The sequence below is a fragment of the Flavobacterium sp. N502540 genome, assembly GCF_025947365.1.
GTDB lineage: Bacteria > Bacteroidota > Bacteroidia > Flavobacteriales > Flavobacteriaceae > Flavobacterium.
On record NZ_CP110012.1, the window covers coordinates 5,217,922 to 5,244,626 of the forward strand.

Here is a 26,705-nt window from a genome sequence, read left to right on the forward strand (position 1 = left end):
TAAAAACGCTTAAAAATTAAAGTCAAAATCGGTTTCCTGAAGTTTTGCTGTATTTGCTAAAGGATTTTCAATTTCTGATACTTTAATCAAAGGGTTTTCTATTATTTGAGACCATAAATTTTTGAAAGTCACCAGAAGAAACTGTATCGTGATTTCTTCATACTTATTCTTATCGTATGAAATGCTGACTTTTAGAGTATTGCTGCTTTCAAAAAAATTAAACAATAAAGGAAATCTGCTGTAATTGGTGTCGGAAGTCACGTATTTCAATTCGGCAAGATCCATTTTGATTGTTTCCTGAAAAGAAAAATCGGGATTCTGATAGCTTATTAAAACGTCAAAAAGGGTTTCATTTTTCAGTTGTGGTGGAAAATCCTGATGTGTATTTATTAAGAGAACGTCTTCCTGAACTTGTTTTAAGAGCTCTAAAAAACTCCTATTTTCATCTAGCTGAATACGGAGTGGCAGTGTTTTTACGAACATTCCTATCATTGTCGCAATATCAGCTTTGTTTCTTCCTGAATTAACGGTTCCAATTACAATGTCTTTGTGATCGTTAATTTTATAAATCAGCACATTTAAAAGCGAAATAATCGTATTATAAAGCGTACTTTTTTGTTCCTGCGCGAATTTTTTAAACGATGTTGTATCCTCAATGGTAAACTCATCATAATAATGCGCTCCGTTTTGCAGTTGATCATTTCGATTAAAATCGGTATTGATGGTTTCTTTGATCGTGTACCCATCTAAATATTTTCTCCAAAAATCGAAAGTAGTTTTGTCGTCTTTCTCACAATCTAACCATGCTGTATAGTCTTTAAACTGAATACCTGAGTTTTTAATTGAGGAATTAGGATGATTGTATTTTTGAATAAACTCTTTGGTAAAAAATTCTAATGAAACTCCATCCATAATAATATGATGGGTGCAAAAAACCAACGATGATGTTGTCTCGCCCGTTTGTACGAGCAGCATTCTTACCAATAAATCATGTTCTAAATCAAATGGTGTTTCTATATACCGCTGAATAGTCTGCTTTTTTTGTTCGTTATCAATCTGTAGCTGAGTGATTTTAAAAGCGATATCCTCTTGTTTCCCTATTTTTTGAAAAACGGTTCCTTTACTTTCCACAAAATTGGTGCGGAGAATTTCATTTTCAAAAATTAACTGTGACATGGCATTATTAATTTTATCCGGAAATACGGTCCCGTTAATCTCAAAAACGGCTACCATGTTATAAGCAATCGATTTTTGCTGATCCTGACAAGCTACCCATAATTCTTGTTGTGAAGGTGTTATTGTGAAATTTGTTTTTAGGGTTGTAAATGGTATACCCGGTTTGTCATTGGGTTTTAAAGTCGCTAAATGATCCGCCATTAATTTGATCGTTGGATAATCAAAAACCGTTTTCAGGCTAACGTCGTACCAAAGATTTTTTGCTATTGACCCTGCAAGTTTAACTGCATTTAGAGAATGTCCTCCAAGTGCGAAAAAATTGTCATTGATACTGATTTCTTTTTTATTGTTTAAAATTTCTTTCCAATATCCGGCTAACTTTTTTTCCAGATCAGATTCAGGTGCTATAAAATCATCGTCTATTGTATGATACTCAATGGCTCTTTGCGCTAAGCTTTTACGGTCTATCTTTTGATTTGGTGTTAGCGGAAACTCTTCTAAAAGAACAATTGTACTTGGAATCATATAATACGGAAGGTTTATTTTTAATGTGGCTACAATTTCTCTTGTATCCGCTATTTCTTCCGTTTTTACTACATACGCTACTAAAAAGGCTTCCTGCTGATTCCCTTTTTTTGCAATTACAACCGATTCTTTTATTCCGGAAATCTGATTCAAATGCGATTCGATATCTCCCAATTCAATTCGATATCCTCTAATTTTAACCTGATTATCGTTTCGTCCTAAAAATTCGATTTCTCCTTTGTCATTCCATCGACCTACATCTCCGGTTTCGTATAATAAACCATTCGTCTGAAACGGATTTTTTATAAATTTTTCCTGAGTTAATGTACTATTTTTATAATATCCTTTCGCTAATCCATCGCCGGCAATGTAAATTGCTCCGGGAGTTCCGATTGGCTTCGGGCTTAAAAATGAATCCAGTATGTAAATTTGTGTGTTGTGTATTGGTTTCCCAATGTTTGACGCCTCTTTTGCATGTTCCAGTTTTTTTAAACTTGACCAAATGGTGGTTTCCGTCGGGCCGTACATGTTCCAAACTTCTAAACTATGACTGATTAACTTTTCGGCTAATGCTTCACTTAACAAATCACCTCCACAAAGTACTTTCAAACGTTTGTCTCCGTTCCAATCGGCATTGAAGAGCATTTGATAGAAACTTGGTGTTGCCTGAATTATTGTGGGTTGGATTTCCTCCATTTTTTTGATAATAACTGCCGGATCAGCTAAAATTACCTGATTTGCCATATATAAAGCAGCTCCTGACAATAACGGTACAAAGAATTCTAAAATTGAAATATCAAAAGAGTAAGTTGTAACCGAAAATAACACATCATTCGATCTCACACCCGGCTCCTGCTGCATACTGCTGAGGAAATTCAACAGGGACTGATGCCCTATTTCAACACCTTTCGGATTACCTGTTGAACCTGACGTGTAAAGGATATAAGCGGTGTCATGAGGAGAAACTGTCAGGGATGGTTTTCCCTCTAATTCGAATGCATTTTCTAAGATTGTCTCTAAAGATAGTACCTCTACCTTATTGCTTGTATTCAGCACATAGCCTTTTTCATTGATAAGCAGTTTAACCTGACTGTTTTCGATAATGTAATTCAATCGGTCTTCGGGGAATGACGGATCTAGCGGAATATATGCCCTACCTGCTTTGAGTATTCCCAGTAACACAATGACAATATTTGTCGAACGTCCTAATAAAACGGCTATTGGTGATTTGTCCTCTTGTCCATAATTGATGATTAAGTATTCCGCTATTTGACCTGATAATTGATCCAGTTCGGCATAGGTATAACTTTTGTAATCGTCTTTTAGGGCTTCTTTTGTACTAAACTTTATAACCTGATCCTGAAACACATCCAGAATTGTATTCTCTTTTTGATAGTCAACTTTTGTAGTATTGAATGTTTCGATAACTTGGCGCTTTTCGTCTTCTCCCAGATAGTTTAATTCTTTTAGAACTTGATCAGGAGCATCTAAAATGGCGTGAACTAAGTTTTCGAAGTGATGAACGACCTGTGTGATTTGTCCCTCTGTAAAATAATTCAAGTTGTAGTCGAAGTCAATTTTTACATCCTCATCTTCATCAAATTCTCTGATGTAAATGGCCAAAGCTACCCGTTCAGATTTATGTGTGAGCGGAATTACCTGTGTGTGCGTATGAAGAAAATCATTAGAATAGTTCTGTTTTTCATAAGAAAGTGTAATATTAAATAGTCTCTCTTTTTCACTAAAAACCTGAAGTTCCTGAATTAATTTGCCTAACGGGAACCGCTGGTGACGATAATCATGTCTTAGGGTCGTTTTTATTTCTGTAATTAAATTCTCGAAAGTGGTGTTAAAATCAATCGAAATCCTTAATGGAGAAACGCCCATAAAAAGACCAACTGTTTTTTTATAACTGGCCTTACTTCTGTTTAAAACCGGTAGTCCAATGGCAAAATCATTGTTCTGGTGTTTTCTTCCAAAATAAGCATACAGAATAGCCAGAATGACGTTGAAAGTAGAACACTTATAACGTACTGCTAACGAATTTAACTGATTGTACACTTCTCTTTTGACAATTAGTTCCCTGCGATCGCTTTCATTGACCTGAATGTTGTCTTCTAATTTATCAAACAGATTTTGTGGTAAGGATTCAAACTTTTTCGTCCAGTAAATTTTATCCTGATGGTACGATTCTGATTGCTGATAGGCAGCATCATCAGCTGCAAAATCTTTGTAACTAAACGGATACACAGTTTGAATTTCACCATGTTCGAGAATCTCATTGTAATTCTGCACCAATCTCTGGAACATTAAAGAAGTACCCCAGCCATCGGTTATGATATGATGATAAACAGAAAATAAATAATGAAAATTTTCCTGAACTTTAACAAGGGTAAAAACATGCAAAAGATGCTCTCCAAACAAATCAAAAGGTTTTGCAAACTCTTCCTGCATGTATAAATTTGCCGCCTCAAAAGGTTCTGCAGATTGAGAAAAATCAACAAATCCCAGAGCTGAGTTATGATCTTCTACAATTTTAATCCGAACATTCTCGTGTTTGCTGGTAACTATACTTCTATACGAATCATGCTGATCGATTAAGGCAATATATGCTTTTTGAAATACATCATGGTTTATTTGGCCTTTAATTTTAATCTTAGCCCCAATGTTATAGATGGGCTCATTGGGATATAATAACTGCTCGAAATAAACATCTTGCTGAGGAAGGGTAAGTTTCATTTTAAAATATTTTTACGCAATTAGAACTAAATGATATCTTGTTTCGTTTAATTTTTGAAGAATTAAACAAATTGATTTTTCCAATCCGGAACTTAAAAAAAGAAGAATTATTTAACCTGGGTTTGGTGTAAGGAAATGCATTGTACATTTTTATTCAGAATTCTATAAAACACTGTTTATGAATAAAATATAACAATACAAATGTTTCGCTCCTTTGGGTGCTATAGATATTTCGCTCCTTTGGAGCTTGTTTATAGGATCGGATAATTTTTTTCTACAAATATTTCGCTCCCTTGGATGCTATAGATATTTCGCTCCTTTGGATGCTATAGATATTTCGCTCCTTTGGAGCTTGTTTATAGGATCGCATAATCTTAATCCGAATATTTTTTATAGATATTTTGCTTCTTTGGACGCTATAGATATTTCGCTCCTTTGGAGCTTGTTTATAGCATCGGATATTTTTTTTCTATAGATGTTTTGCTCCTTTGGAGCTTTATTCTAAATCCTTTTCTCAAGAAAATGAAACTATAAAAATCCGCGTCGATCGGCGTTTTCGCTTTAGCGAATCTGTTTCATCCGTGTGCCAGGTTTGCACACCTTGTTATGCCCAGAAAAGTTCTTTACTGTATTCTTTTGATTTATCGACTTTTACCTCAGCCTCTATTTTACCGTAATTAAATTTTATAATTCGGTCTGCCAAATGAAAATAGGCATCATCGTGTGTTACCGCAATGATTGTTTTGCCTTCTGCTTTTAACTTCGGAATAAGTTCTTCGTAGAAAAACTTTCTGAAATAAGGATCCTGATCAGCAGCCCATTCGTCTAAAACTAAAATTGGTTTTTTCTCCATTAAGGCAAAAATCAAGGACATTCTTTTACTTTGTCCTTTGGAAAATTTTCTTCTTGCTGAGCTTTCTTTATCGTCTAAAATGACTTTGTCCAGCTTCATCATTTCCAATAATTCTCTGTATTCAGGATTGTTTTCAACGGTATATTCTTCATAATTATGAGAGAATATATGATCGTCTGTGAATACGGCTGCTATTAAATCCTGATTTTCCTGACCGGACTCTGTTTCTTTTCCATTTAAAAGTATTTCTCCTTTAGAAGGTGCGTATAATCCGGTGAAGGTATTAATGAAGGTACTTTTTCCCGAACCGTTTCCGCCTACAATAAAGATGGTCTCTCCTTCATTTACGGTTAAGTTTATAGGGCCTAACGCAAAAGCACTGTCATTGGAATCGCTATTGTATGAAAAATGTATGTCCTTGAATTCGATACTTTCAAAAGAGGTATCGCTTATCTGCGCTTGTTTTTTTACATCTTCATGTACTTCAAAGTCTTTTAAGAAATCCTTGATTCTTTTATTGGCTACGATAAAACGTGTATAGGTTTGTTGTAAGTTTATCAGGTTATTTATAGGCCCTGAGATGAATAAAACAATTACCACATACGCTATCACATCAGACTGGCTTAACAATCCCCATGACGGTAAGACAAACAAAATGGTTGCGATTATGGCATATAAACCATATTGACTAATAAGATTAATGGACAGAAAGATATAACTGATTTTAAAGTCTAATTCTCCTGCCTGATCCCTATTCGGAATTAAAAATCTATTCATTAGATTTTCAGCTCTGAAAAAACTCAGTTTTAGTTTTTTAAATCCTTTCATAACATCATCCACATACTTGTAATAATCGTCGTTGTACTCTCTCAGACTGGTTACTTTTTTAGACATAGAGTTAATAACCATCAAATAAGAGGCTGCAACGGCTATAATTAGTACTACCACAATAAGGGCAGAACTTACCGAAATGGTAAACATGTAGATCAAGCAAAGTACTAACATCAGTACAGAATTTACGGTATGTGTTACGGTATATGGCAAAAGTCCAAATACCCGTAAATCTTCAACAACGGTAAAAAAACGCTGAGAACCTAAGTTTTCTAATTTTATCAGTGAGGTCTGAAGTATTTTTGAGAATATTTTTTTTTCATTATCGTATAACATTTTAAAAGAAAACTCATTGAGTCCTTTCTGAAAAATGATGTTTAACAAGTAGGTATATACAACAATTGCAAAAAAAACCATTCCGGTATAATCCGTTATAAACGTCTTGTTGCCTGACAAAGTATTGTTTATAATGTACACTATCCCGAAACTAAGAATTGTATTTGGCAACGCATACGCCGCCAGAAGAATTGAATTTTTTAGTGATATTTTAAACATCTTAAAAGTTTTTATTGTGGTTGATAAAGTCTTAAAGAGATTGTATCCTCTTTTTTAAAGTCCGGATTCTGAAATTATCGTGAAAATCCAATTCTGTTTTTAGATCTTAAAGAAGAATTAGCAACCAGAACAGGTAAAAGATTCCGAATTACTTGATTCTGTTCTTTTCGTTATCGATACTGTTATTTTCTCTCTCTTTAGTAGTCATTTTGTCTCCAAAATTATACGTAAACGATAGTCGGACCTGTCTGGTATTCCATAATGTCTTGTAATCAGCAGTTGCATTAACAAGATTATTAATCTGTCCTTTGTTAATATAAGTTCTGAAAATATCCATCCCTATCAACTTGATTGAACTTCTGTTAGACATTTTTTTACTGACGGTGACATCCAGAAACCAGTAAGGATCTGTGGTAAATTGAGCTACATATGCTTTACCTACGTACCTTCCAAAAAGTTCGACATTATAATCATTTTTCAATTTTACCTGCAATACGGGATCGATTCTTAAATTATAACCGTAGGTATGCAATTTTCCTCCAAAGAAGTTACTTTTAGTATCGGTATAGGATAATTGTGCGTTTCCGTTAAAAGTTAACCATGAGGTAATATTAAATGTTGAACTAAGACTAAGATTGGTTACCTGAGTATTTCCGATGTTTCCGGGCATACTATAGTACACATTATTGATTATCTCTATGGTTTCCATAATCTGATCGTCAATTTTACTATAGGCAAGAGTAAGATTCAACAAACTTTTATGAGCAAAGGAAGCTTCAACGGAATTTGTAATTGAAGGCTGCAGATAGGGATTTCCCTTATAAAATGTTAGCTTATCAACCTGAATTACTACCGGGTTAAGGTCCTGATAAAATGGTCTGTCAATTCTTTTTCCGTAATTGATTCCTACCGTGTTATTGGCTAAAGAGTCCAGTTTATAAGATAGGTACAACGTCGGAAATAAATTGTCGTACTTGGTGGTGTTTTTTGTTTTGGGCTTTATTTCGTTTCCTAACTGATCTCCCACAACTTTCACATTTTCATATCGAAGTCCTAACTGCATAGAAAGTCTGTTTAAAGTTGTATTGGAACTCACATATAAAGCCGTTATTTTTTCATTGTATAAAAACTTATTATTCTGATTTAAGTTTGGAGTCGAAACATCATTCACGATATCAAAGTACTCGCTCTTATTATTGGTTTTGATGTTACTGTATTTGAATCCGGTCTGCAGGTTTGTTTTTTTGGTCACCTGATTGGAATAATCTAGTTTTCCTGAATAAATATTAACCTTAGAAGCCGCTCCTCCTACCAGCATATCGGAATAATTTTTACTTGGATCCGGAAAAATGATCGAATTTCTAAATTGCTGATAGGGAAAGGAATCGTATAGTAAATAATCTAAGTTGGCGCTAACATCGCTCTTTTCATTGAGCTTATGGTTGATGTTCAGGTTTATTCCGCTATTTACAAATTTATTATCTGCGTCGCCTAATGTTTTTACAATTGAATCTGTAGTTTGGTTTCTGTTGTAAAGGTAATTTAAACTATTATCGATGTCATTTCCATTCCAGATTAAGCCATCTGCAGATACTCCGATCACCGTATTTTTTGACAAATTATAGTCGGCCCCAAATCTCAGATTCGTTAATATCGCATCTCCTACGTTATTGTTTTCCTGTTTGCTGTAACTGCCTGTATCGGTATAATTTCTACTGATATAAAGATCCTGAAAGCGTTTTTTGTAAGCAACGTTTCCGTTCAGAAAGATATTATAATTCTCTTTTTTCTTATTTAGATTAAAAACGGCATTGTACTCTGTAAATTTATGCTGTCTTAAACCCAAAACAACGCTTCCGTTTTCTCCTTCTTTTTTACTCTTTTTTAGCTTGATGTTGATCACTCCTCCATTTCCTGCTGCTTCATATTTGGCAGGCGGATTGGTCATTATTTCAATTTTATCTATGTTGTCTGATGACAATCCGCTTAAGTAACTTTCAAGCTGTGCTCCTGACAGGTAAGTTGGTCGGTCATCAACAAAAATAGTAGCGTTTGCTTTTCCATTCAGACTTACAACTCCCTGTTCGCTTATACTGGTTCCCGGAGCTTTCTTTAACAATTCTAAAGCGGTAATTCCCGTGTTAGATTCTAAAGCGTCTACATTTAAAATGGTGCGGTCAATTTTAGTCTCAACGAGTTTTTTCTTTTTAAGTATTACGACTTCTTTTAAGCTCTCTTTTTTGGCGATTTTGAGCAGCTCTATAGGCAGTACTTCTTTTTGATTGTCTGATTTAATGGTTATAATTCCTGTACTAAACGTTTTGTAGTCGTCATGGGTAATTTTAATCTTATAGCTCCCATTTTTCAGGTTTTTAAAATTAAACTCTCCTTTCGTTTCAGACAATTCGCTTTTTACTAATATTTCCTGCTCCTCATTCAACAAAAGAATGGTTGCAAAAATGATAGGCTCTTTATTTTCAGCATCTATAATGGTTCCTGAGATGGATGCTGTTGATACTTGTTTGTATATTTCATTATTCGCTGCTTTCGAACTTTGCCCGTACACTGAATTACCCAGAAAAACAAACACGCATAGTAAAGCGATATATTTGAAATGCATATAATTATACTTCATTATTTTTTTAATGTATTTAATAAGATTGCCTGTGAGGGATACAATGTGTAAACTCAAGCTCTTTTGAATTGATAAAATTTAAGGAATTTAAATGATCACAAAATTTCAAGAATAGGATAATCATTTTCAATTGTAAAATCAGAGAGTATGCTAAAAAAGAAAACTCAGCTAGTGGTAAAGACCTCTTTTACTTTACCTTGTAGTTTTTGCAAATGTTCCAATTCGTATTGTTTCCGATATACTTATTTTTATATCTCAATTGTACTGCCGGTTCCTGCTTCACTCCGTTTATTATAAACTCCTTACTATTAAGTATGTAAGACAGCTTATTCGTGTTTTCGGTGACCAGTTTCTCTTTTACAATTTGGTTACTGATGGTTGCAATTAGTTTTTCGGCATTATTTACGTCAGAAGATTCTTTTATAGATTGTCCAGTGATTCCTGTAATTGTCAGTTGCTTTTCTACCTGCTCTTTTTTCTTATTTTGTGCCACACTGCTAATTGAGATTAATATTATCATAGCAGTGGTAATAAGGGTCTTGGTTGTTTTCATAATTGATTTGTTTTTGCAATGCTATTGTACATTATTATAATTAAGACTCGTACATTCGGCAAAACTAATATCAAAAATTTCTTTCAATTTATCACCATGATTGAGTATAAAAAAATGATTCCCTCTTAATATGTAGGAGTTAAAACCGGAAAATGTGTGCTTTCTCCAATTGTTTATCTGGTCTACATATTTCTCTGAGTTCCCCATTATGGCTACAATTGGGGCTTTTACAATCGTATTTTCAATGAAAAAATCTTCTTCTACTATTTTAAAATCGGCCTTAAGGATCGGCAATACAAAATCGAGCAGCTCCTTACTTTTTAATAATTCATCCGGTATACCTCCTAATTCGGTAAGCATACTGATAAAATCGTCACGTTCCAGATCGGATCTCTTTTTTTCTGTTGTAATTCCGGGTCCTGCATTACCGCTTACGATCAGACATTGAGGCGGAGTATTATTTTTCTCCAGTAAATCGGTTACTCCCAGGCCCAGAGACGAACCTAAACTGTGCCCGTAAACGATAAAAGGGTTCCCGTTAAGTTTATCTGTTATTTGCGAAAACAGATCCTTAACCGCTTCCGGATAGGAAGTCAATAGTTTTTCTTTGATTCTTTTTCCTCTTCCGGGTAATTCCAGCGGTATCATTTCAAAATCGGTGCATAATGATCTCAGAAACTCGAATGAGTATATGCTGCCACCGGCGAAGTGTAATAAGAATAGTTGCTTTTTTTTCATCTGCTTTTTAATATTTGGTTCATGAGAATCTTCTTTAAAAAAATCAAAAGAAGGTTTCACATTGGTTATTCTGTTATGTCTCAATTTGAAATTAGCTGGTCACTAATTCATTTTTTAATTCATAATCGTATAACAATTCTTTTTCTCCAAATAATCTTTCTGCGATAATTCCTTTATCTGCACAGTGGTTTATCAATCGGTTTGATTCAATAATGGCAAGGGATTCTTCGGTGTATTTGATACTGCTGATAAATTCTAACCAAGGCTCCATTCCCATTGCGTACACATAGGCTTCCTTAGGATTAAAAATATCAACTAACGATAAACCTCTTTCGCTGTCGCAACCCGCCAAACGTCTGGACTGATCGTCGTCTCTGTTAATAACTTCTGTCATTAAACAGCCGTAAAGCCAGCTTAACGGTGCTCCGGCACATTCCATTCCTAAAAACAATACATCTACGTCGCCTTTAACCCTATGGATATGTTCGTATAATTTAGGTTCCATTACTCTGGAATCGGCAACAAACAAAAAGCTTAGTTCATTGATCGCGACATGGAAACATGATTTTGCTCTAATATTTAAGTCACTATGTTCCCCTGTAAACGGAAGTCCGGTAATGGTACAATTTTCAAATTTTATTTCTTCCAGTTCATCAATTTCTATGACATTTTTAAAACCCATACTTTGAAATGCCAACTTGATACTTGGATCCTGAAGTGCTCCACTGGTGGTTACAGGAACTATTAAATTTTTAATTTTATGTCTTAGCGGCAATAAAGTTTCTAGTACAATATGATCCTGATGATTGTGTGTAATCAATACATAATCAATAACATCCGGAAGGTCAATATCCGAAAAATGTTCAACTGTAGATTCATACCCGTAATAACTGATCAAAGGATCTACAAGGATACTCACATCTTTGGTTTCAATTAAAATACAGGCATGTCCCAGATAACGCATTCTGGCTTTGTCTCCTGTATATTTTTGATAGGCCGGATGCTCTTTCCTGGTGAAGAAAGTTTTAAACAATTCCATCTGATCTTCACGAACGCCCAGTTCTTCGGCAACAGTTTCAATAGATCCCGGATTTCTCTTCATTCTGCTTAAAGTATCAATTCCTTTATGATCAAACGGAATATCCAACTGTAATACTTTAGGGTCTTCTAATTGCGGGGTACTTAAACAAAAAGGACGCTCATCATTTAGTGTTTCCCATAAAGAAATAGATTGAGAGTGTTTAGAATAGAAAGGGCTGTTGTACAACAAGGATTCAAAGAAACGATAGGACGGATGATTGTTTAAATCGTAAACCAGTTCTACATATCCTTTTAATATTTCGGGAACTTCTTTGTATAAAGGCTCTAAAGAAGCTCCTTTGGCTTTGGCTTTAAGGAGTTTATCCAATTCCTTTATCGCGTCTGATAATTGTATTGCGTTTGCCTGTTTTTCCAGAATTTCAGCTTTAAGTTCTTTCACTTCCTCTACTCTTCTGGTTTCATAATCCATAAAAGGTCCTCCTAACATTTTAGGATTTTTTACGGCTGCCTCGTGAATCGCAGGAGCCTGAATATAGGAGTTCATTATTTTTAGATGCCTTTCGACAATGTTCATTGCTGCAGTTGCAGGAGAAATTAAATGTGTCCATGCATACCATTTATCTACTAATGGTCCAATAATTACATTGGGTTTAAAATAGTACTTTTCTGTGTTTTCCATTCTGTTTTATTATTTAGTTTGACAGTTTTAGTTGGTTTCTTTATTTGTTTTTTGAATGATACTTTTAAAAATTTCTATGTACTTGTCAAAATTTTTCTCGTTGAAAGCTTCCCAGTGTGTCCCTGACAAATAGTGGTGCAGCAACTCTCGATCGGTATGATTCTGCCAATTCATCATATCACTTCTTAAATCATTCTCAGCGGATTCAAGAACATGTATCGTACTGGAGATTTTCCCTTGAAGTTTGTATTGATTGTCAAGGTGCAAATTGTTTTTTATAAAAGACAAAACACTTTCTTTTTGGTCTTTACTTAAATCAACTGCTTTTTCATATTCATGGAGCAGCCAATTTGCCTGTTCGTCAATATTCTCTGTGTCCGCGTTAATTCCTGTTAGAGATGTTGGTCTGTCCACCAAAACCAATTCAATGGCATCATAGTGTTTTTCAAGTTCTTTGACTACTTCAAAGGCAATCGAAGCCCCCATTGAATATCCCAAAATCAGAAACGGCTGATTACTCTGACGTTTTTTAATTTCTTTGCTGAAGTGGTCCGCCATTTCTTCAATAGACTGGCAAAGTTCTTCATCAGGTTCTAATCCTTTGTATTGTAAACCAATTGAATTGAACTGATTGCCTAATACTTTTGCCAACGGATGATACAATATGGAATTACCCAAAATTGGCGGTATGAAATAAATCGTATTTTCAAGATTACCTGCCTGTAAATTAATCGCTGCAGAGGCAGATGCTTTTTTACCCAGAGCCAATTCTCGAATTGTTGGGGCATTATAAAGGTCTTTAATCGAAATATCAAGGCCAAGTTTTCTTCTTAACATTCCCTTTAATTTAATGGCCTTCAAGCTATATCCACCAATTTCAAAGAAATTATCCACTACACTGATTTCCTTTTTTTCTAAAATTTCCTGCCAGATCTGAAGAATTGTATTTTCGGTTTCATTTTCAGGAGAAACGATCGTTTTAAGAATATCTGTTCCGTGTATTTCTATGGATAATAGTTTGTTTCGGTCTACTTTTCTGCTTTTTGTCAGCGGAATTTCTTCTACCGGAACATAATAGGATGGGATCATGAAATAAGGCAGCACACTTTTCAATTGGGTTCTGATGTTTTTTGCATCAAATTTTTCATCAGCAACCAAATAAGCTACGATTTCTTTCTCTCCTACCTTATTTTCTTTTGCCAGTACTGCAACAGAAGTTGTTATTTTTTGCTGAAGAAATGCATTTTCAATTTCTCCCAATTCAATCCTGTAGCCTCTAATTTTTACCTGATCGTCGACTCTGCCAAAAAACTGAATATTCCCGTCCGGTAACCAGTAGCACAAATCTCCTGTTCTATATAAGATTTCATTATCAGCAAAAGGATTGGTAACAAAACGTTCTTTGGTAAGTGCTTCCTGATTGATATATCCTCTGGAAACTCCTATTCCTCCAATATACATTTCACCCACAACTCCGGTTTTTGCGATTTGAAAAGCATTATCTACAATATAAATCGTAGTGTTTTCAATCGGTTTTCCGATTGGCAGACGGCTTAAGTCTTTATCATTCTCTTTGTCATAAGCATATATTGTCGAAGATACAGTCGTCTCAGTTGGTCCATAAGAGTTGTAGAATTCGGTGTGAGCTACCCATTTCCTGGCTAGATTTAATGAGCACTCTTCACCTCCAACCACAACTCTGTTTAAATGGTATTTATTAGGTGTTACATTTTCCAGATAAGTTGGTGTGGCATCGATATGGGTGATTTTCTTTTCCATCAAAAGCATTTCAAATTTTTCACCATCCAGTAAATCCTCTTTATCACATATCACTAAAGTTGAACCGCTTGCCAATGCAATAAAAATTTGTTCTACCGAAGCGTCAAATACATAATTTGAGAAGGCTAAAATTTTCTCTTCTTTTTGTATTTTATATCTTTTTATTAATGCTTTCGCCAGGTTTACAACGCCTTTGTGTTCAATATAAACCCCTTTCGGTTTTCCGGTTGTTCCGGAAGTGTAGATACTGTATATCAAGGAATTTGACGTAAGATTATTGGTTACTCCCTCTGTACTTTCTTTTGAAATCAAATGCCAATCCTTATCTATTACTATTGTTTTTGGAAAGAACTCTTCTGAAAAGTTTTCCAAAAGAGACTGTTTTGAAATTATGGCTTTGGCTGCTGTATCTTTTAAAATAAAATCAATTCTCTGCTGTGGATAATCTTCATCCAGCGGGACATAGGCCGCTCCTGCTTTTAGTATTCCAAAAATTGAAATAAGCATTTCTACAGAACGATCCAATACTATTGCAACAAAATCTTCATTACCTATACCCTGCTTTTTAAGATAATGCCCTAACTGATTTGACTTTTCATCTAACTCGGCATAACTCATGTTTACTCCATTATGGTGTAAAGCGGGATAATTCGGGTTCGATACAACTTGCTCGTTAAACAAATCTAATACGGTTTGTTCTTTATTTTCGATTACCGAATCGTTTTCCTTTTTGTTCAAATAGAGCTCCTTTTCCTCATTGGATAAATAATCTAATTCTTTTAATGATGATTCCGGATGATCTACAAGCTGCTGGAAAACCTTTTTGTAAACCGACTCTATTTCAGACAATTCGATTCCATTAACAAGCTGTCTGGACTGAGCAAAATCAAATGATGGAAAATTATTAGTGTTGTTAACCGTAAAATCAAGATAGGTATTGGTAACTCCTTTTCCTTTTAGTGATAGTTCCTGATTCTCGAGATACGATTCTTTTTCGTCATTAAGTTGTTCTTCTAATGCATCATAAGAGTAAAAGTCAACATAATTGAAAATGATATCAAAGAAAGGATTGTTTATTCCTTTAATTTCATTGTTAACAGAAGCGATACTGGCTAAACTCATATCCGAAAAATTACTTACTTCGATGAGTTTCTGTTTTACTAATCTGAGTAACTCTTCACCACTTAATGATCTGTCCACCTCAAGTCTTAAAGGTATTGTATTTAGAAAACAGCCCAACATTCCATCGGCATCCGGCAAGGCAGGTCTTGTATTCACAACCAATCCTATTGTGATGTCATTGCTGTACGTGTATAACTTTAAAGTGTATACAAAGGCACTCAGAGCAAGTTCTTTTAACCTGATGCCGTAAGCGGTTTTTAAAGTTTCAATTTTGGATAACTCTTCTTTCTCAAAGCGAAATAATTTAGAATCGTCTGCTTCTTTTTCTGTAAATAAATCAAGTCTGTGGTAATCGTTCAATTCTTTAGACCAAAATGCTGCAGTCTCTTCTTTTCTTTTATCCTGCAACTGATACAGCATATAATCTTTATGACTCGATTTTAATTTTGTAGGTTTAAATGAAGGAGTCTCCAGTAATTTAAGATACACATTATTGATTTCAGTCAATAACAACGAATCGCTCCAACCATCTATAATGGCATGATGACATTGAGAAATGAACACAATAGTATCATTACCTACATTAAAAGCGGCCATTCGAAACAGTGGTGCCTGAGCTACATCAAACGAATTTAACAGCTCTGACTGAAGAAATGCTGAAATAACTTTTTCCTGTTCTTTAAACGATTCCAGTTGAGATAAATCTTCGTATACAACTGGTATTTCGGCTTGTTTATAAACAATCTGAACTTCCTGATCGTAATCTTGTAAATTAAATCCTGTTCTTAGAATTTCATGCTTTTCGGTTATTAATTGCATTGCTTTTCTGAAAACCGAAATATCAAAATTCGGAAATTGTCGGTGATTAATCATCTGATCGTGATAGATGCTTGCCCCTTCATATTTCAATGATTCGTAAATCATTCCTTTTTGAATATCACTCATTGGGTAAACGTCTTCCACATTATCAGCATTATTTCCGCTTAAAGCTTCTAAAACACTGTTTTTCAAAACTTCAACGGATTGCTTTGCCTGATTTTCAGCTCCCTCAACTGCTGCTTTTTTAACTTCAAGTGACGCTCTGTTGCCTGCTATGAAATCTGATAACTGCGAGATACAATCATGAGTATAGATATCCGAAATCGTAATATCTAACTGCATTTCGTTGTAAATACCGTTCACAATTTTCAATACTTTAATAGAATCACCTCCTAAGTCAAAAAATCGATCATTTACACCAATTTTTTCCTTGTCCAAAACGGTTTCCCATATATTTACTAAGGCTATTTCTTCTTCTGTTCCCGGAGCTACATATTCTTCTCCTCTTCCAGCTTCTGAACCGCCAATTTCAAGTAATGCCTTGGTATCTATTTTTCCGTTTGGTGTTAACGGAAATGCCTCCAAAGTAATAAAATGAGCAGGTACGGCATAGCTCGGCAACAAATCTTTTAAATGGTGTTTTAACTCTGAAGTGTTTACTGTTTCTTTTGCTAACAAATAAGCATACAATTCGTTATCACCAGATTTGTTTTCTTTGGTTAAAATAACAGCCGCTTCTACAAGGCTGTACTGTTCAACAGCATATTGTATTTCGCCCAGTTCGATACGATATCCTCTAACTTTTACCTGATTGTCTTTTCTGCCTAAAAACTCGATTTCACCAGCCGAGTTCCATCTGCCTAAGTCACCTGTTTTATACATTAGACCTGCTTCACTAAAACGATCTTTGACAAACTTTTGAGCAGTTAATTCCGGATTGTTTAAATAGCCATTGGTCACGCCGTTACCTCCAATGTGCAACTCACCAATTACGCCAAGCGGAACCAAATCTTCTTTTTCGTTTAAGATGTAAATACGGGTGTTGGCAATCGGTTTACCTATAGTGGCTGTGACCGGTTTACCTTCTTCATATTTATGAACACTACTCCAAACGGAACATTCTGTTGGGCCATATTCATTAAATAAATCACAGCCTGATTGCCCTATTTGGCTTTTAAAATGATCTTCGATTAAACTTATAGGGCAAGTTTCTCCGGCTACCGTAACCTGTTCAATAGAAGAATCTTTATCTGACAATGCACTCAAAAGCAACTTATAATACGAAGGCACTGTTAACAAATGACTTACTTTTTGATTTACTATAAGATTGGCAATGAAATTTACATCTCCAATATCCGAACTGCCAGTGATGCATAATGTTCCTCCGGTAGTCAGCGTACTGAATATCCCCGCAACTGAACTATCAAAAGCAACTGAAGACAGTAACAAGAAGCATTTTATTGGGGAGTAAGTATTGCCTCGTGGTGCTAAAGAATGTAGTAAGTTTCCATGAGTTACCATAACACCTTTAGGATTACCTGTAGATCCGGACGTATAAATGATGTAAATCAAATGATCCTGTGAAACCGTTATTTCCGGAGCTGTTATTGGATTTGTTAAACTCTCCAACTGTACATCCATTGCGAATATTCCGCCCTCATAATATGATAAATCAAACATATAATCGGATTGTGTGAGTAGGGCCTTTACGTTGGTATCTTTCAGGATATACTCTTTTCTGGAAACAGGATAATCAGGGTCTATAGGAACATAAGCTGCCCCTGCTTTTAAAATTCCTAAAATACCAATGAAAATCGATTCTGAACGATCAAGCATAATCCCGACAAAATCATTAGGCTCCAGCTGATATTCTTCTAATAAAAAATGAGCCAATTGACTGGAACGCTTGTCTAATTCAAGGTAGCTTAATTGATTTCCTTCAAAAGATACTGCTATGGCTTCCGGATTTTTTTCTACTTGTTCTCGGATCATTTCTAAGACGTTCTTAGATTTGTCGTAATCAAATGTTTCTGCATTGAAATCAAGTAAATGCTGTTGTTCTTCTTTTGGTAACCATTTCAACTCCAGTATCGGCAGTTCTGCATTTTGCAATAAAGCAGTTAATAACTGTTCCAGATGATTTCCAAATTGCGCTATGCGTTCTGAGTCAAATACATCACTGTTGTAAATGATATTTGTGGCTAAACCATTTTCTGAATCAACAAAACTAAAAACCAAATCAAACACGCTGGAGTGTGGCAAGTCGCCTTTATACGGACTAACCGACAGGTTGTTTAATTCTGTACTGGCACCATTCTGATTGTTCTGAACAATAACCTGTACATCAAATAATGGATTTCTACTCATATCCCTCGGGATATTTAAAGAGGAAACCAGCTCATCAAAAGGATACAGTTGATGTTCGTGAGCTCCCAAAACAACTTCTTTTACTTTAGATAAAACATTTTTAAAATGATCTTCTTTTGAAAATTGGGTTCTTAATGCTAATGTGTTCACATAAAACCCGATCTGATTTTCTAAATCAATATGATCTCTGCCTGCAATCGGACTTCCAATTGTAATGTCTGACTGATTGGTATAATGGTAGAACAATACATTAACGGCACTTAACAATCCCATAAACAAAGTACTTTCTTCTGCTTTAAGGAATTCTGTGAGTTTGCCGCTTAGTTCTCCAGAGATTATTTTATTATAAACACCTCCATTATATGTTTTTGTAAGAGGACGCTGTTTTCCTCCGGATAAATCTAAAACGGGTAAATCTCCTTTAAACTGATTGATCCAGTATCCTTTGTGAAATTCTAATCTAGAATCACTTAACTCCTCAAGCTGCCATGAGGAATAGTCTTTGTATTGAACGTTTAGCGGTGTTAATACTAATGGTTCTCCGGTTACAAGTGTATTGTACAGGTACAATAATTCGTTTACAATGATTTCTAAAGACCAGCCATCGCTAATGATGTGGTGAATTACGTTACTAAAAACCCAACGATTCTCTGATAATTTATATATACTTGCTTTTAATAATTGCCCCGAAGATAAATCAAATGGAGCCATTAAATCTTCTGACAGGTATTGGTCAAGTATTGATTTCTCTTCTCTGCTTAAATCAATATTTTTTATTGCAAAAGAAATGTTTTCGGGATCCGTAACGTACTGCAGGATTTCTCTGTTGGCATCTTCTTTAAAACTGGTTCGCAAAATTTCATGACGCTTAATCAATTGTATAAACGCTTCTTCTAAAATGCCAACTTCTAAGATTCCTTCAAATACATAAGCGCCGGACATATTATAAGCAATATTCGCTGCCTGATGCTGACTTAAGATCCATAAACGGCGTTGCATTAGCGATAGCGGATAACCATCTTGTTTCGCTAATACCGGAATCCTGTTGTAACCTGAATGCTGTCCTTCGGCTATTAGTTTGCACTGAGACTGCAGAGTGGCATGAACAAACAGATCTTTCAATTTGAGTTTTACCTGAAACTCTTTATGCACCTTACTGATTAATTTAGTCGCTTTTAAACTATGACCTCCTATATCAAAAAAGTTATCTTCGAGGCCTACTTTTGAAATACCTAAAACATCTTCCCATAATTTAGCCAAAGATTTTTCCAATTCAGTAGAAGGTTCTTTGTATGCTGCTCTTCCTTCGATAACCATTGATTCCGGCAACGGCAATTTTGACCGGTCTACTTTTCCGTTTACATTCAGTGGAAAAACATCCAATATTTCAAAATAGTTAGGAACCATATAATAAGGCAAACGCTGAGACAGCCATTGTTTTAGATCGGAAACAGCTATTGGAGCATTTACGGTAATATAGGCAACTAGTACCTTTTCTTTTTTATTGTCTTCCTGAACCATTGCCAAGGAAGAATTGATCAATTCGTGCTGTGCTAATACACTTTCTATTTCTCCTAATTCGATTCGGTAACCGCGTAATTTTACTTGATTGTCTTTTCTGCCCAAAAACTCTACTGTACCGTCTTTCAGCCATCTCCCCAGGTCTCCGGTTTTGTACAAACGCTGATTTGGTTTGAAAGGATTTGGTACGAATTTTTCAAGACTTAACTCTGGCTGGTTAAGATATCCTCTGGACAATCCTGTACCTCCCAAACAAATTTCACCCACTGCTCCCTTGGGAATCAAATTATAGTTTTTGTCCAGTATATAGACCGTACTATTGGTTATTGGTTTTCCGATAGGTATATTATTGTTCTCTAAGACTTCGATTTTATGAGTCAGCGAAAAAGTAGTATTTTCAGTTGGCCCGTATCCATTTATTATTTCTAAATGCGGATAATGCTTTTGCAATCTGGAAATATGTGCATAAGATAATTTATCTCCTCCGGCTAATATGGTTTGTAATCCTTCAAACAGTTCTATATTATCCTCTACGATCTGATTTAATAACCCTGCCGTAAACCACATGATGCTGATCGATTCTTCTTTTATTATTTTTGATAAATCAGTAGAAGACAGTAAGGTGTTTTCGTCGCACAGAACTAATTTCCCACCATTGAGCAGCATACTCCAATATTCAAATGTTACGGCGTCAAAAGAAAATGAACCTGTAGACAGCAGTGCTTCTTTTCCCGTTAGCGGAACATAATTGCTCTCTTTTACCAAACGAATTACACCTCCATGTTCTATTAAAGCTCCTTTAGGTACTCCTGTAGAACCCGAAGTATACATGATATAAGCCAGACTGGACGGACTTAGCGGACTAATTGTTTTACTTTCAGAATATTGAGACTGAGCACTCAGAAAGTCTGCAATTTCTTTTTCTGATACTACTAATTTGCATTTGGTATCTTCTAAAATAAAGCGAATTCTACTTTCCGGATAATCTGAGGCTATTGGTACATAAGCACATCCAGCTTTTAAAATGGCCAAAATGCTTATGATCTGCCATTCGCTTTTGGGTAATAAAATGGCAATTAAGTCTTCCTTTTCCAGAAGATATTGCTTTTCTAAAAAATGAGCTAACTGATTGGAAACAGCATCTAATTCTGAATAGGTAAAAGACTTATCCTGATAAACTAAGGCAGTATTTTGTGGGTTTCTTTCCACTTGTTCTGCAAAAAAACTTACGATAGAACCTGTCTCGGGATATTGTTTTTCTGTGTTATTGAAACTTACCAAAAGTTCATATTGTTCCTCACTATCCAGACCACTAATCAATTTAATTTCTTCTGCAGGATTTTTAAGCAATTGAGACAGTAGATTTTCTAAATGGTATAAAAGTGTCGTTGCCGTTTCTTTAGAAAAAATATCTCTGTTGTACTCCAATTCAACTGTTAATGAATCTGGTTTTTCAATAAATGTAAAGGTCAAATCATACTTACTAACTCTTCTGTCAAGAAGCTCATTATAAGATAAATCTTCTGCTTGTTGATTGGGCTGACTGTCATTTTGTACCGAAATCATTACGTCGAATAACGGACTACGGCTTAGATCTCTTTTTACATTCAGATTATCCAATAATTCATCAAAAGGATAATTCTGATTTTCTATAGCATGCAGGGTAACTCTTTTATTCTGCTGAAAAACGTCTTCAAAAGAATTAGCTGCTCCAAATTGGGTTCTAAGTGCCAATGTGTTTACATAAAACCCGATTTGATCGGCCATATCTTTATGTGTTCTTCCGGACACCGGACTTCCTATTATAAAATCTTCTTGTTCCGTATATTTATGCAGCAGTACGTTTAGAATACTAAGACAGCCCATAAACAAAGTCCCTTCGTGTTTCTGGCAAAAGGCTCTCAATTGCTGAATTAAAAGAGCATCCATACTGCGTTTTACAACGCTTCCATTGTAACTCATAATAGCCGGACGTGAATAGTCTCCAAAATGAGAAAGTGTTGGTAAATCACCTGCCAGATGGGTTAGCCAATAATTTCTTTCTTTATTGAATACTTCGTCTGACAATTGTTTTTGCTGCCATACTGCGTAATCTTTGTAATGAATTTGCAAAGGATTACTCAGAACGGTTTCTCCATTTTTTCTGATCGTATAATTCTTAAGCAGTTCATTGATCATGATACCAATTGACCATCCATCGCTAATGATATGGTGCATGTTATATGCAAAAACAAATTTAGTATTGCTAACCCTTACAAGAGCTCCCTTAAACAATGGTCCCTTTTCAAGATCGAACAGCGTATTATGAACTCCTGTTAATATTTCATTTAGTTTTTCTTCATCGCCATCAACATCTATTTGCTGAAAAGGAAATTCAAAATCTTCCGGAGCTATAATAAACTGTCTTACTTCTTCATTTTCTGCAGACTTGAAAACGGTTCTTAATACCTCGTGGCGGTCTATCAAATCACGAATAGCCATGATAAATGCATTCGCATCCAATGCTTCATCAATAACCTGAACTCCGGGAATATTATAGGAGAAGTTTGCATTATCAATCTGACTCAGAACCCACAATCTTCTTTGGGATGACGATAATGGATAGTGTTCACTTTTTGGGGCAACGGGAATAGAATAATTTTCAGTAAGCTGATCTTTTGCATATTTAGTAACCAGGTGAATTAACTCTTCCTTTTTTGATTTAATTTCATTTAAAATTTCTTCATTTAAAACACCTTTGGGAGCCTTAATATCAAGATTATTGTCTATTACTTTTACAGTAACTTTAAGTTTTTTCAGCTTTGTAAATAAATCGTAGCCCATAGTAATATTTTTTCGTTTAACTAAATTGTATTGCGTGTTAGATAAATGGTCCTGTATAAATATTTTAATTTATTATTCTGTTTTTATCAAATAATGTTCTGATGCTGTTCATTATATTGATCTGATGGTCGGTCATAGCATCTCCTAAATAGGGAAGGTTTATTTTACCAACTCCATGTTCGCCTGAAATGGTGCCTCCAAATTCCAGTGCTTTCAAAAAGATCGCTTTTACCCAAATCGCCAAATTATCTTCCCATTGTTTTTTGGTGCTTTGTTTGTCCTGAAAAATATTGACATGAAAATTTCCATTTCCCACATGTCCAAAAACTGTGTATTCGAAATCATATTTTTGGGCTATCAGCGAAATTGATTTATACATTTTATCAATTTTAGAACGGGGCACCACAATGTCAATATCTCTGAAAAACACATGATGTATAACCGCTTCTCCAATTTTAGAACGCATTTCCCATAGCGTTTTAACTTCGTTTTGGGTATCCGCTATACTAATTTCTTCTTTTGTATAAGTGCTGATAAACTCACTGATTTCAAAAGCTTGCTGCATCAGTTTTTCTGAATCTGTCCCTTCAAGTTCTATCCATAAAATGCCTTCAATTGCTTTTTGATGCCATTGCTTTTTATTTAAGAATTTCGAAGCCAGCTCTACTCCTTTCCGGTCAATAAATTCAATGCTTGAAGCATCGTATCCTTTTACAAAAAACTGCTGTACGCCTTCAAACAGCTCTTCTATTTTGGTAAAAGGAATCATGAGGAGCAGTTCTTTTACAGGGGGAACTAATTTTAATACGACTTTGGTAATGATGCCCAGCGTTCCTTCGCTTCCTGCAAACAATTGGGTCAGATTATAACCGGTTGCATTTTTAGTTACATTTTTTCCGGTCCAAATGATACTGCCATCAGGCAAAACAATTTCTAAGTTGATGACATAATCTTTTGTGGTACCATATTTTAATGATTTTGGACTGCCGCTGGATACTGCTATATTTCCACCAATAAAACAAGCATTTGCGCTACTGATATTTTGCGGAAAATTTAAACCTTCTTCTAACACCGCATTGCGCAAATCCTGAGTGATTACTCCCGACTCTGTGGTAACAATTCTGTCTATTTTATTAATCTCAATGATTTTATTCAGCCGTTCCAGCGAAAGTATCAGACCGTTTGTATGAGATAATGCTCCCCTGCTGACTCCCGTACCACCACCTCTCACGGTGATACTGGTCTTGGTTTCATTACAGATTTTAAGAATTTTCGAAATCTCTATTTCATCTTTTGGTAAGATTACTGCCGAAGGTATATTCTCTTCATCAGAAGTGCAGTCTCTTGAATAATTGTATAGCAGTTCAGCATTGGTTAGTACAAAATCAGCTCCCACTATTTCAATTATAGCATTAATAATATCAGTCTTGCAGCCTGTCATCCGGATTATATTTTATTGGAAAGTGTTAGTTCTTCCTCCATTGCTTCAAACAGAGCATAGATATTATCTAAACCAAATCCTTGATAATCATTTACTCTTTGTACTATTTCGTAGAAAAATGTAGCTCTGTCTCCAATTGGAGTTGTGAAGATTTGAAAGAGTAAGGCTCCTTCTAAAACATCACATAATATCCCGTGTTTTTTTAGAGGTTCTACATCTAATTCAGGGTATTTGGTGGCTAATTTTTCATAATATGAATCCGGATATCTGGTAAATTTCACACCCGAATCTCTCAATGCCTTTACTGATTTAATGATATTATTTGATTCAAAAGCAATATGCTGTATTCCGGTTCCGTAGTTTTGATCGATAAACAATTGAACCTGGTTTTTTACTCCATGTTCCGGTTCAACCAAAACGTTATTGATGTTTTTATTACCGGATTGAAGCACTTTCAATAACATCCCGATTTTCTTTTCGCCTTTCACTTTTCTTTCGTCAAATTCGACTACCGTTTTAGAAAGGAAGATGTTGTTAAAATACTTTTCCCATAAATTGATTTCGTTAAGTCTTAAAGCGCAGGCTACGTGGTCAATTTTTTGCAGACCTGTATCTTCTCCTTCAAAGTTCCATTCGCTCTGTACATTTTTATATCCCGGAAGAAAGTCTCCATTGTAATTATCATAATTGATAAGTACGATTTCGTTATCGTCAAACATTTTTAAAGATGCCTGTTCTACAAATCCATTTTCATCTGATGTTAAATGTGGATGTTCTACCGGAATTGCGCCATTTTTCATAGCTCTTTCGAAGAAATCCTTAACATTGTCAACGTTTATGGCCAGTCTTTTAATACCATTTCCATGAAGATCTACGAAAGAAACTATTTTGTACGAACTAGGCTGTGATGCTGAGGTGATAACCAGTTTTATATCATTTTTCACGATGTAATACGAGCATCTGTCTAAAACACCTGTTTCCGGTCCGGCGTACGCTATCACTTCAAAACCTAGTGCTTTAACGTGCCAGAATACCACCATCTTGGCCATACCCACATAATACTCGACAAAATCGTACTCCATATTAAAAAAATCAGATACGATTATTTCATTGTTGTTTTCCATTTTTATAGTTTTTATTGGTTTCTTACTTTTGATTTTATAAACTCAGACAATCTTTCAATTCCGTTTTTTATTTCTTCTGAAGTGACATTACTAAACGCCAGTCTCAATTCATTTTCGCCTCCTTTGTCCATGTAGAAAAATGACATGGGAGTAAAAATCACTTTATTGACTTCTGCACATCTTATGACATCTTCCTTAGTAATTTCGAAAGGGACTTTAACGATCAGAAAAAAACCTCCTGCAGGCGAATTCCAGCTAATACTTTCTGCCCACGATTGTGTTTGTTTATTAAAAAAGTGATTCAGACTTTCGAGAAGCTGATCTCTTTTTTCTTTCATTCCCGCTCTTTTTTCTGCATTTAAGGATTCGAGTGAGAATTCATTCTTCAATAATAAACCGCCAAACATGGCTTGCATAATAGACGGGGTATTTACGGTTACATATCCTTTTGTTTTGGCCATTAAATCACTTAAGGCAAATATTTTACCCTGTACATTCACTTTCTGTGTGACCACCATCAGACACAAGCGCAAAGACGGATATATGGTTTTTGAAAGAGATCGCAAATAGATTACATTGTGGTTTTGATCCAGCGATTTTAACGTGGGCATTTTATCCTTTTCATAATAAAAATCACCATAAGCATTGTCTTCGAATATTACAAAATCATACAAACGGGCTAATGCCAAAAGCTGGCGTCGGTTTGCCAAAGACATGCTGTTTCCTGTCGGGTTCTGAAAATCGGGAATAACATAAACCACTTTTACTTTTTTTCCTTTTTTCTGATGCTCCAGAATTTTCTCTTCGATTGCTTTTATGGAAGATTCATCTGCTATAACCGGAATACTTTCGATTTTGTAATCGTTGATTTTAGCAAAATGTGTAATTCCAATGTAAGCGGGATCTTCAACCAGAATAACATCATTTTCCCGATCGCATAGTGTTGTAATCCCAATAGAAATAGCTTCTTGCGCACCTACTGTGATAAGGATATCTTCAGGAGCTGCTTTTATAGATTCATCAAGGAGCAAGTATTTTGAAACTTCTTCATTTATGATTCCTTTAGTCCTGTTGTACTGACCGAGATTTTCTAAAACTATATTTTCTTCAAGTCCTTTTTCACGAGCACTATTTTTCACAAAATAATCCAGACATTCAGAGAATTGTTCGATTTTGAAATATTTAGCGTCCGGTCTGCCTGATGCAAACGAAATTGCATTCGGATATTGCAACTGAACTTCATTTAAAAATCCCATCACATCTTCTCCCATAGAGAACAACAAGGGATTGACAACATCGGCTGACGGTTGCGAAATTATTTTTTCAATCATTTCTGAATCTTTTAAAGGGTTATTTGATTTTAATTTTAGAAAAGGAAAAGGAT

At 35.1% G+C, this 26,705-nt stretch carries 10 protein-coding genes; all 10 read right to left on the reverse strand.

Annotated elements, in window-relative coordinates; genetic code table 11:
• Positions 1–9: 9 nt before the first annotated feature.
• Positions 10–4,440, reverse strand: coding sequence for an amino acid adenylation domain-containing protein (locus OLM58_RS21570; RefSeq protein WP_264530599.1), 4,431 nt, complete (start codon positions 4,438–4,440; stop codon positions 10–12).
• 604 nt (positions 4,441–5,044) lie between these two features.
• The gene (locus OLM58_RS21575) at positions 5,045–6,679 is read right to left on the reverse strand and encodes a cyclic peptide export ABC transporter (protein ID WP_264530600.1); all 1,635 of its coding nucleotides are present in this window, start codon (positions 6,677–6,679) and stop codon (positions 5,045–5,047) included.
• Positions 6,680–6,827: 148 nt separating this feature from the next.
• On the reverse strand, positions 6,828–9,314 hold the full coding sequence (locus OLM58_RS21580; RefSeq protein WP_264530601.1) for an outer membrane beta-barrel family protein: 2,487 nt from the start codon (positions 9,312–9,314) through the stop codon (positions 6,828–6,830).
• A 187-nt stretch (positions 9,315–9,501) separates the two neighbouring features.
• Positions 9,502–9,867 carry a hypothetical protein gene (locus tag OLM58_RS21585; protein ID WP_264530602.1) on the reverse strand — a complete coding sequence of 122 codons (366 nt, stop codon included), beginning with the start codon at positions 9,865–9,867 and terminating at the stop codon, positions 9,502–9,504.
• A gap of 21 nt (positions 9,868–9,888) precedes the next feature.
• Complete coding sequence (locus tag OLM58_RS21590) at positions 9,889–10,605, reverse strand: thioesterase II family protein (protein ID WP_264530603.1); 717 nt, start codon at positions 10,603–10,605, stop codon at positions 9,889–9,891.
• A gap of 91 nt (positions 10,606–10,696) precedes the next feature.
• The gene (locus tag OLM58_RS21595) at positions 10,697–12,325 is read right to left on the reverse strand and encodes an MBL fold metallo-hydrolase (RefSeq protein ID WP_264530604.1); all 1,629 of its coding nucleotides are present in this window, start codon (positions 12,323–12,325) and stop codon (positions 10,697–10,699) included.
• Positions 12,326–12,352: 27 nt separating this feature from the next.
• On the reverse strand, positions 12,353–22,756 hold the full coding sequence (locus tag OLM58_RS21600; protein WP_264530605.1) for a non-ribosomal peptide synthetase: 10,404 nt from the start codon (positions 22,754–22,756) through the stop codon (positions 12,353–12,355).
• Positions 22,757–22,820: 64 nt separating this feature from the next.
• On the reverse strand, positions 22,821–24,197 hold the full coding sequence (locus OLM58_RS21605) for an FAD-binding oxidoreductase (protein ID WP_264530606.1): 1,377 nt from the start codon (positions 24,195–24,197) through the stop codon (positions 22,821–22,823).
• A gap of 5 nt (positions 24,198–24,202) precedes the next feature.
• Positions 24,203–25,321 carry a VOC family protein gene (locus OLM58_RS21610; RefSeq protein ID WP_264530607.1) on the reverse strand — a complete coding sequence of 373 codons (1,119 nt, stop codon included), beginning with the start codon at positions 25,319–25,321 and terminating at the stop codon, positions 24,203–24,205.
• 11 nt (positions 25,322–25,332) lie between these two features.
• Positions 25,333–26,652, reverse strand: a complete 1,320-nt coding sequence (locus OLM58_RS21615) for a PLP-dependent aminotransferase family protein (RefSeq protein ID WP_264530608.1) — start codon at positions 26,650–26,652, stop codon at positions 25,333–25,335.
• Between the last annotated feature and the right edge of the window lie 53 nt (positions 26,653–26,705).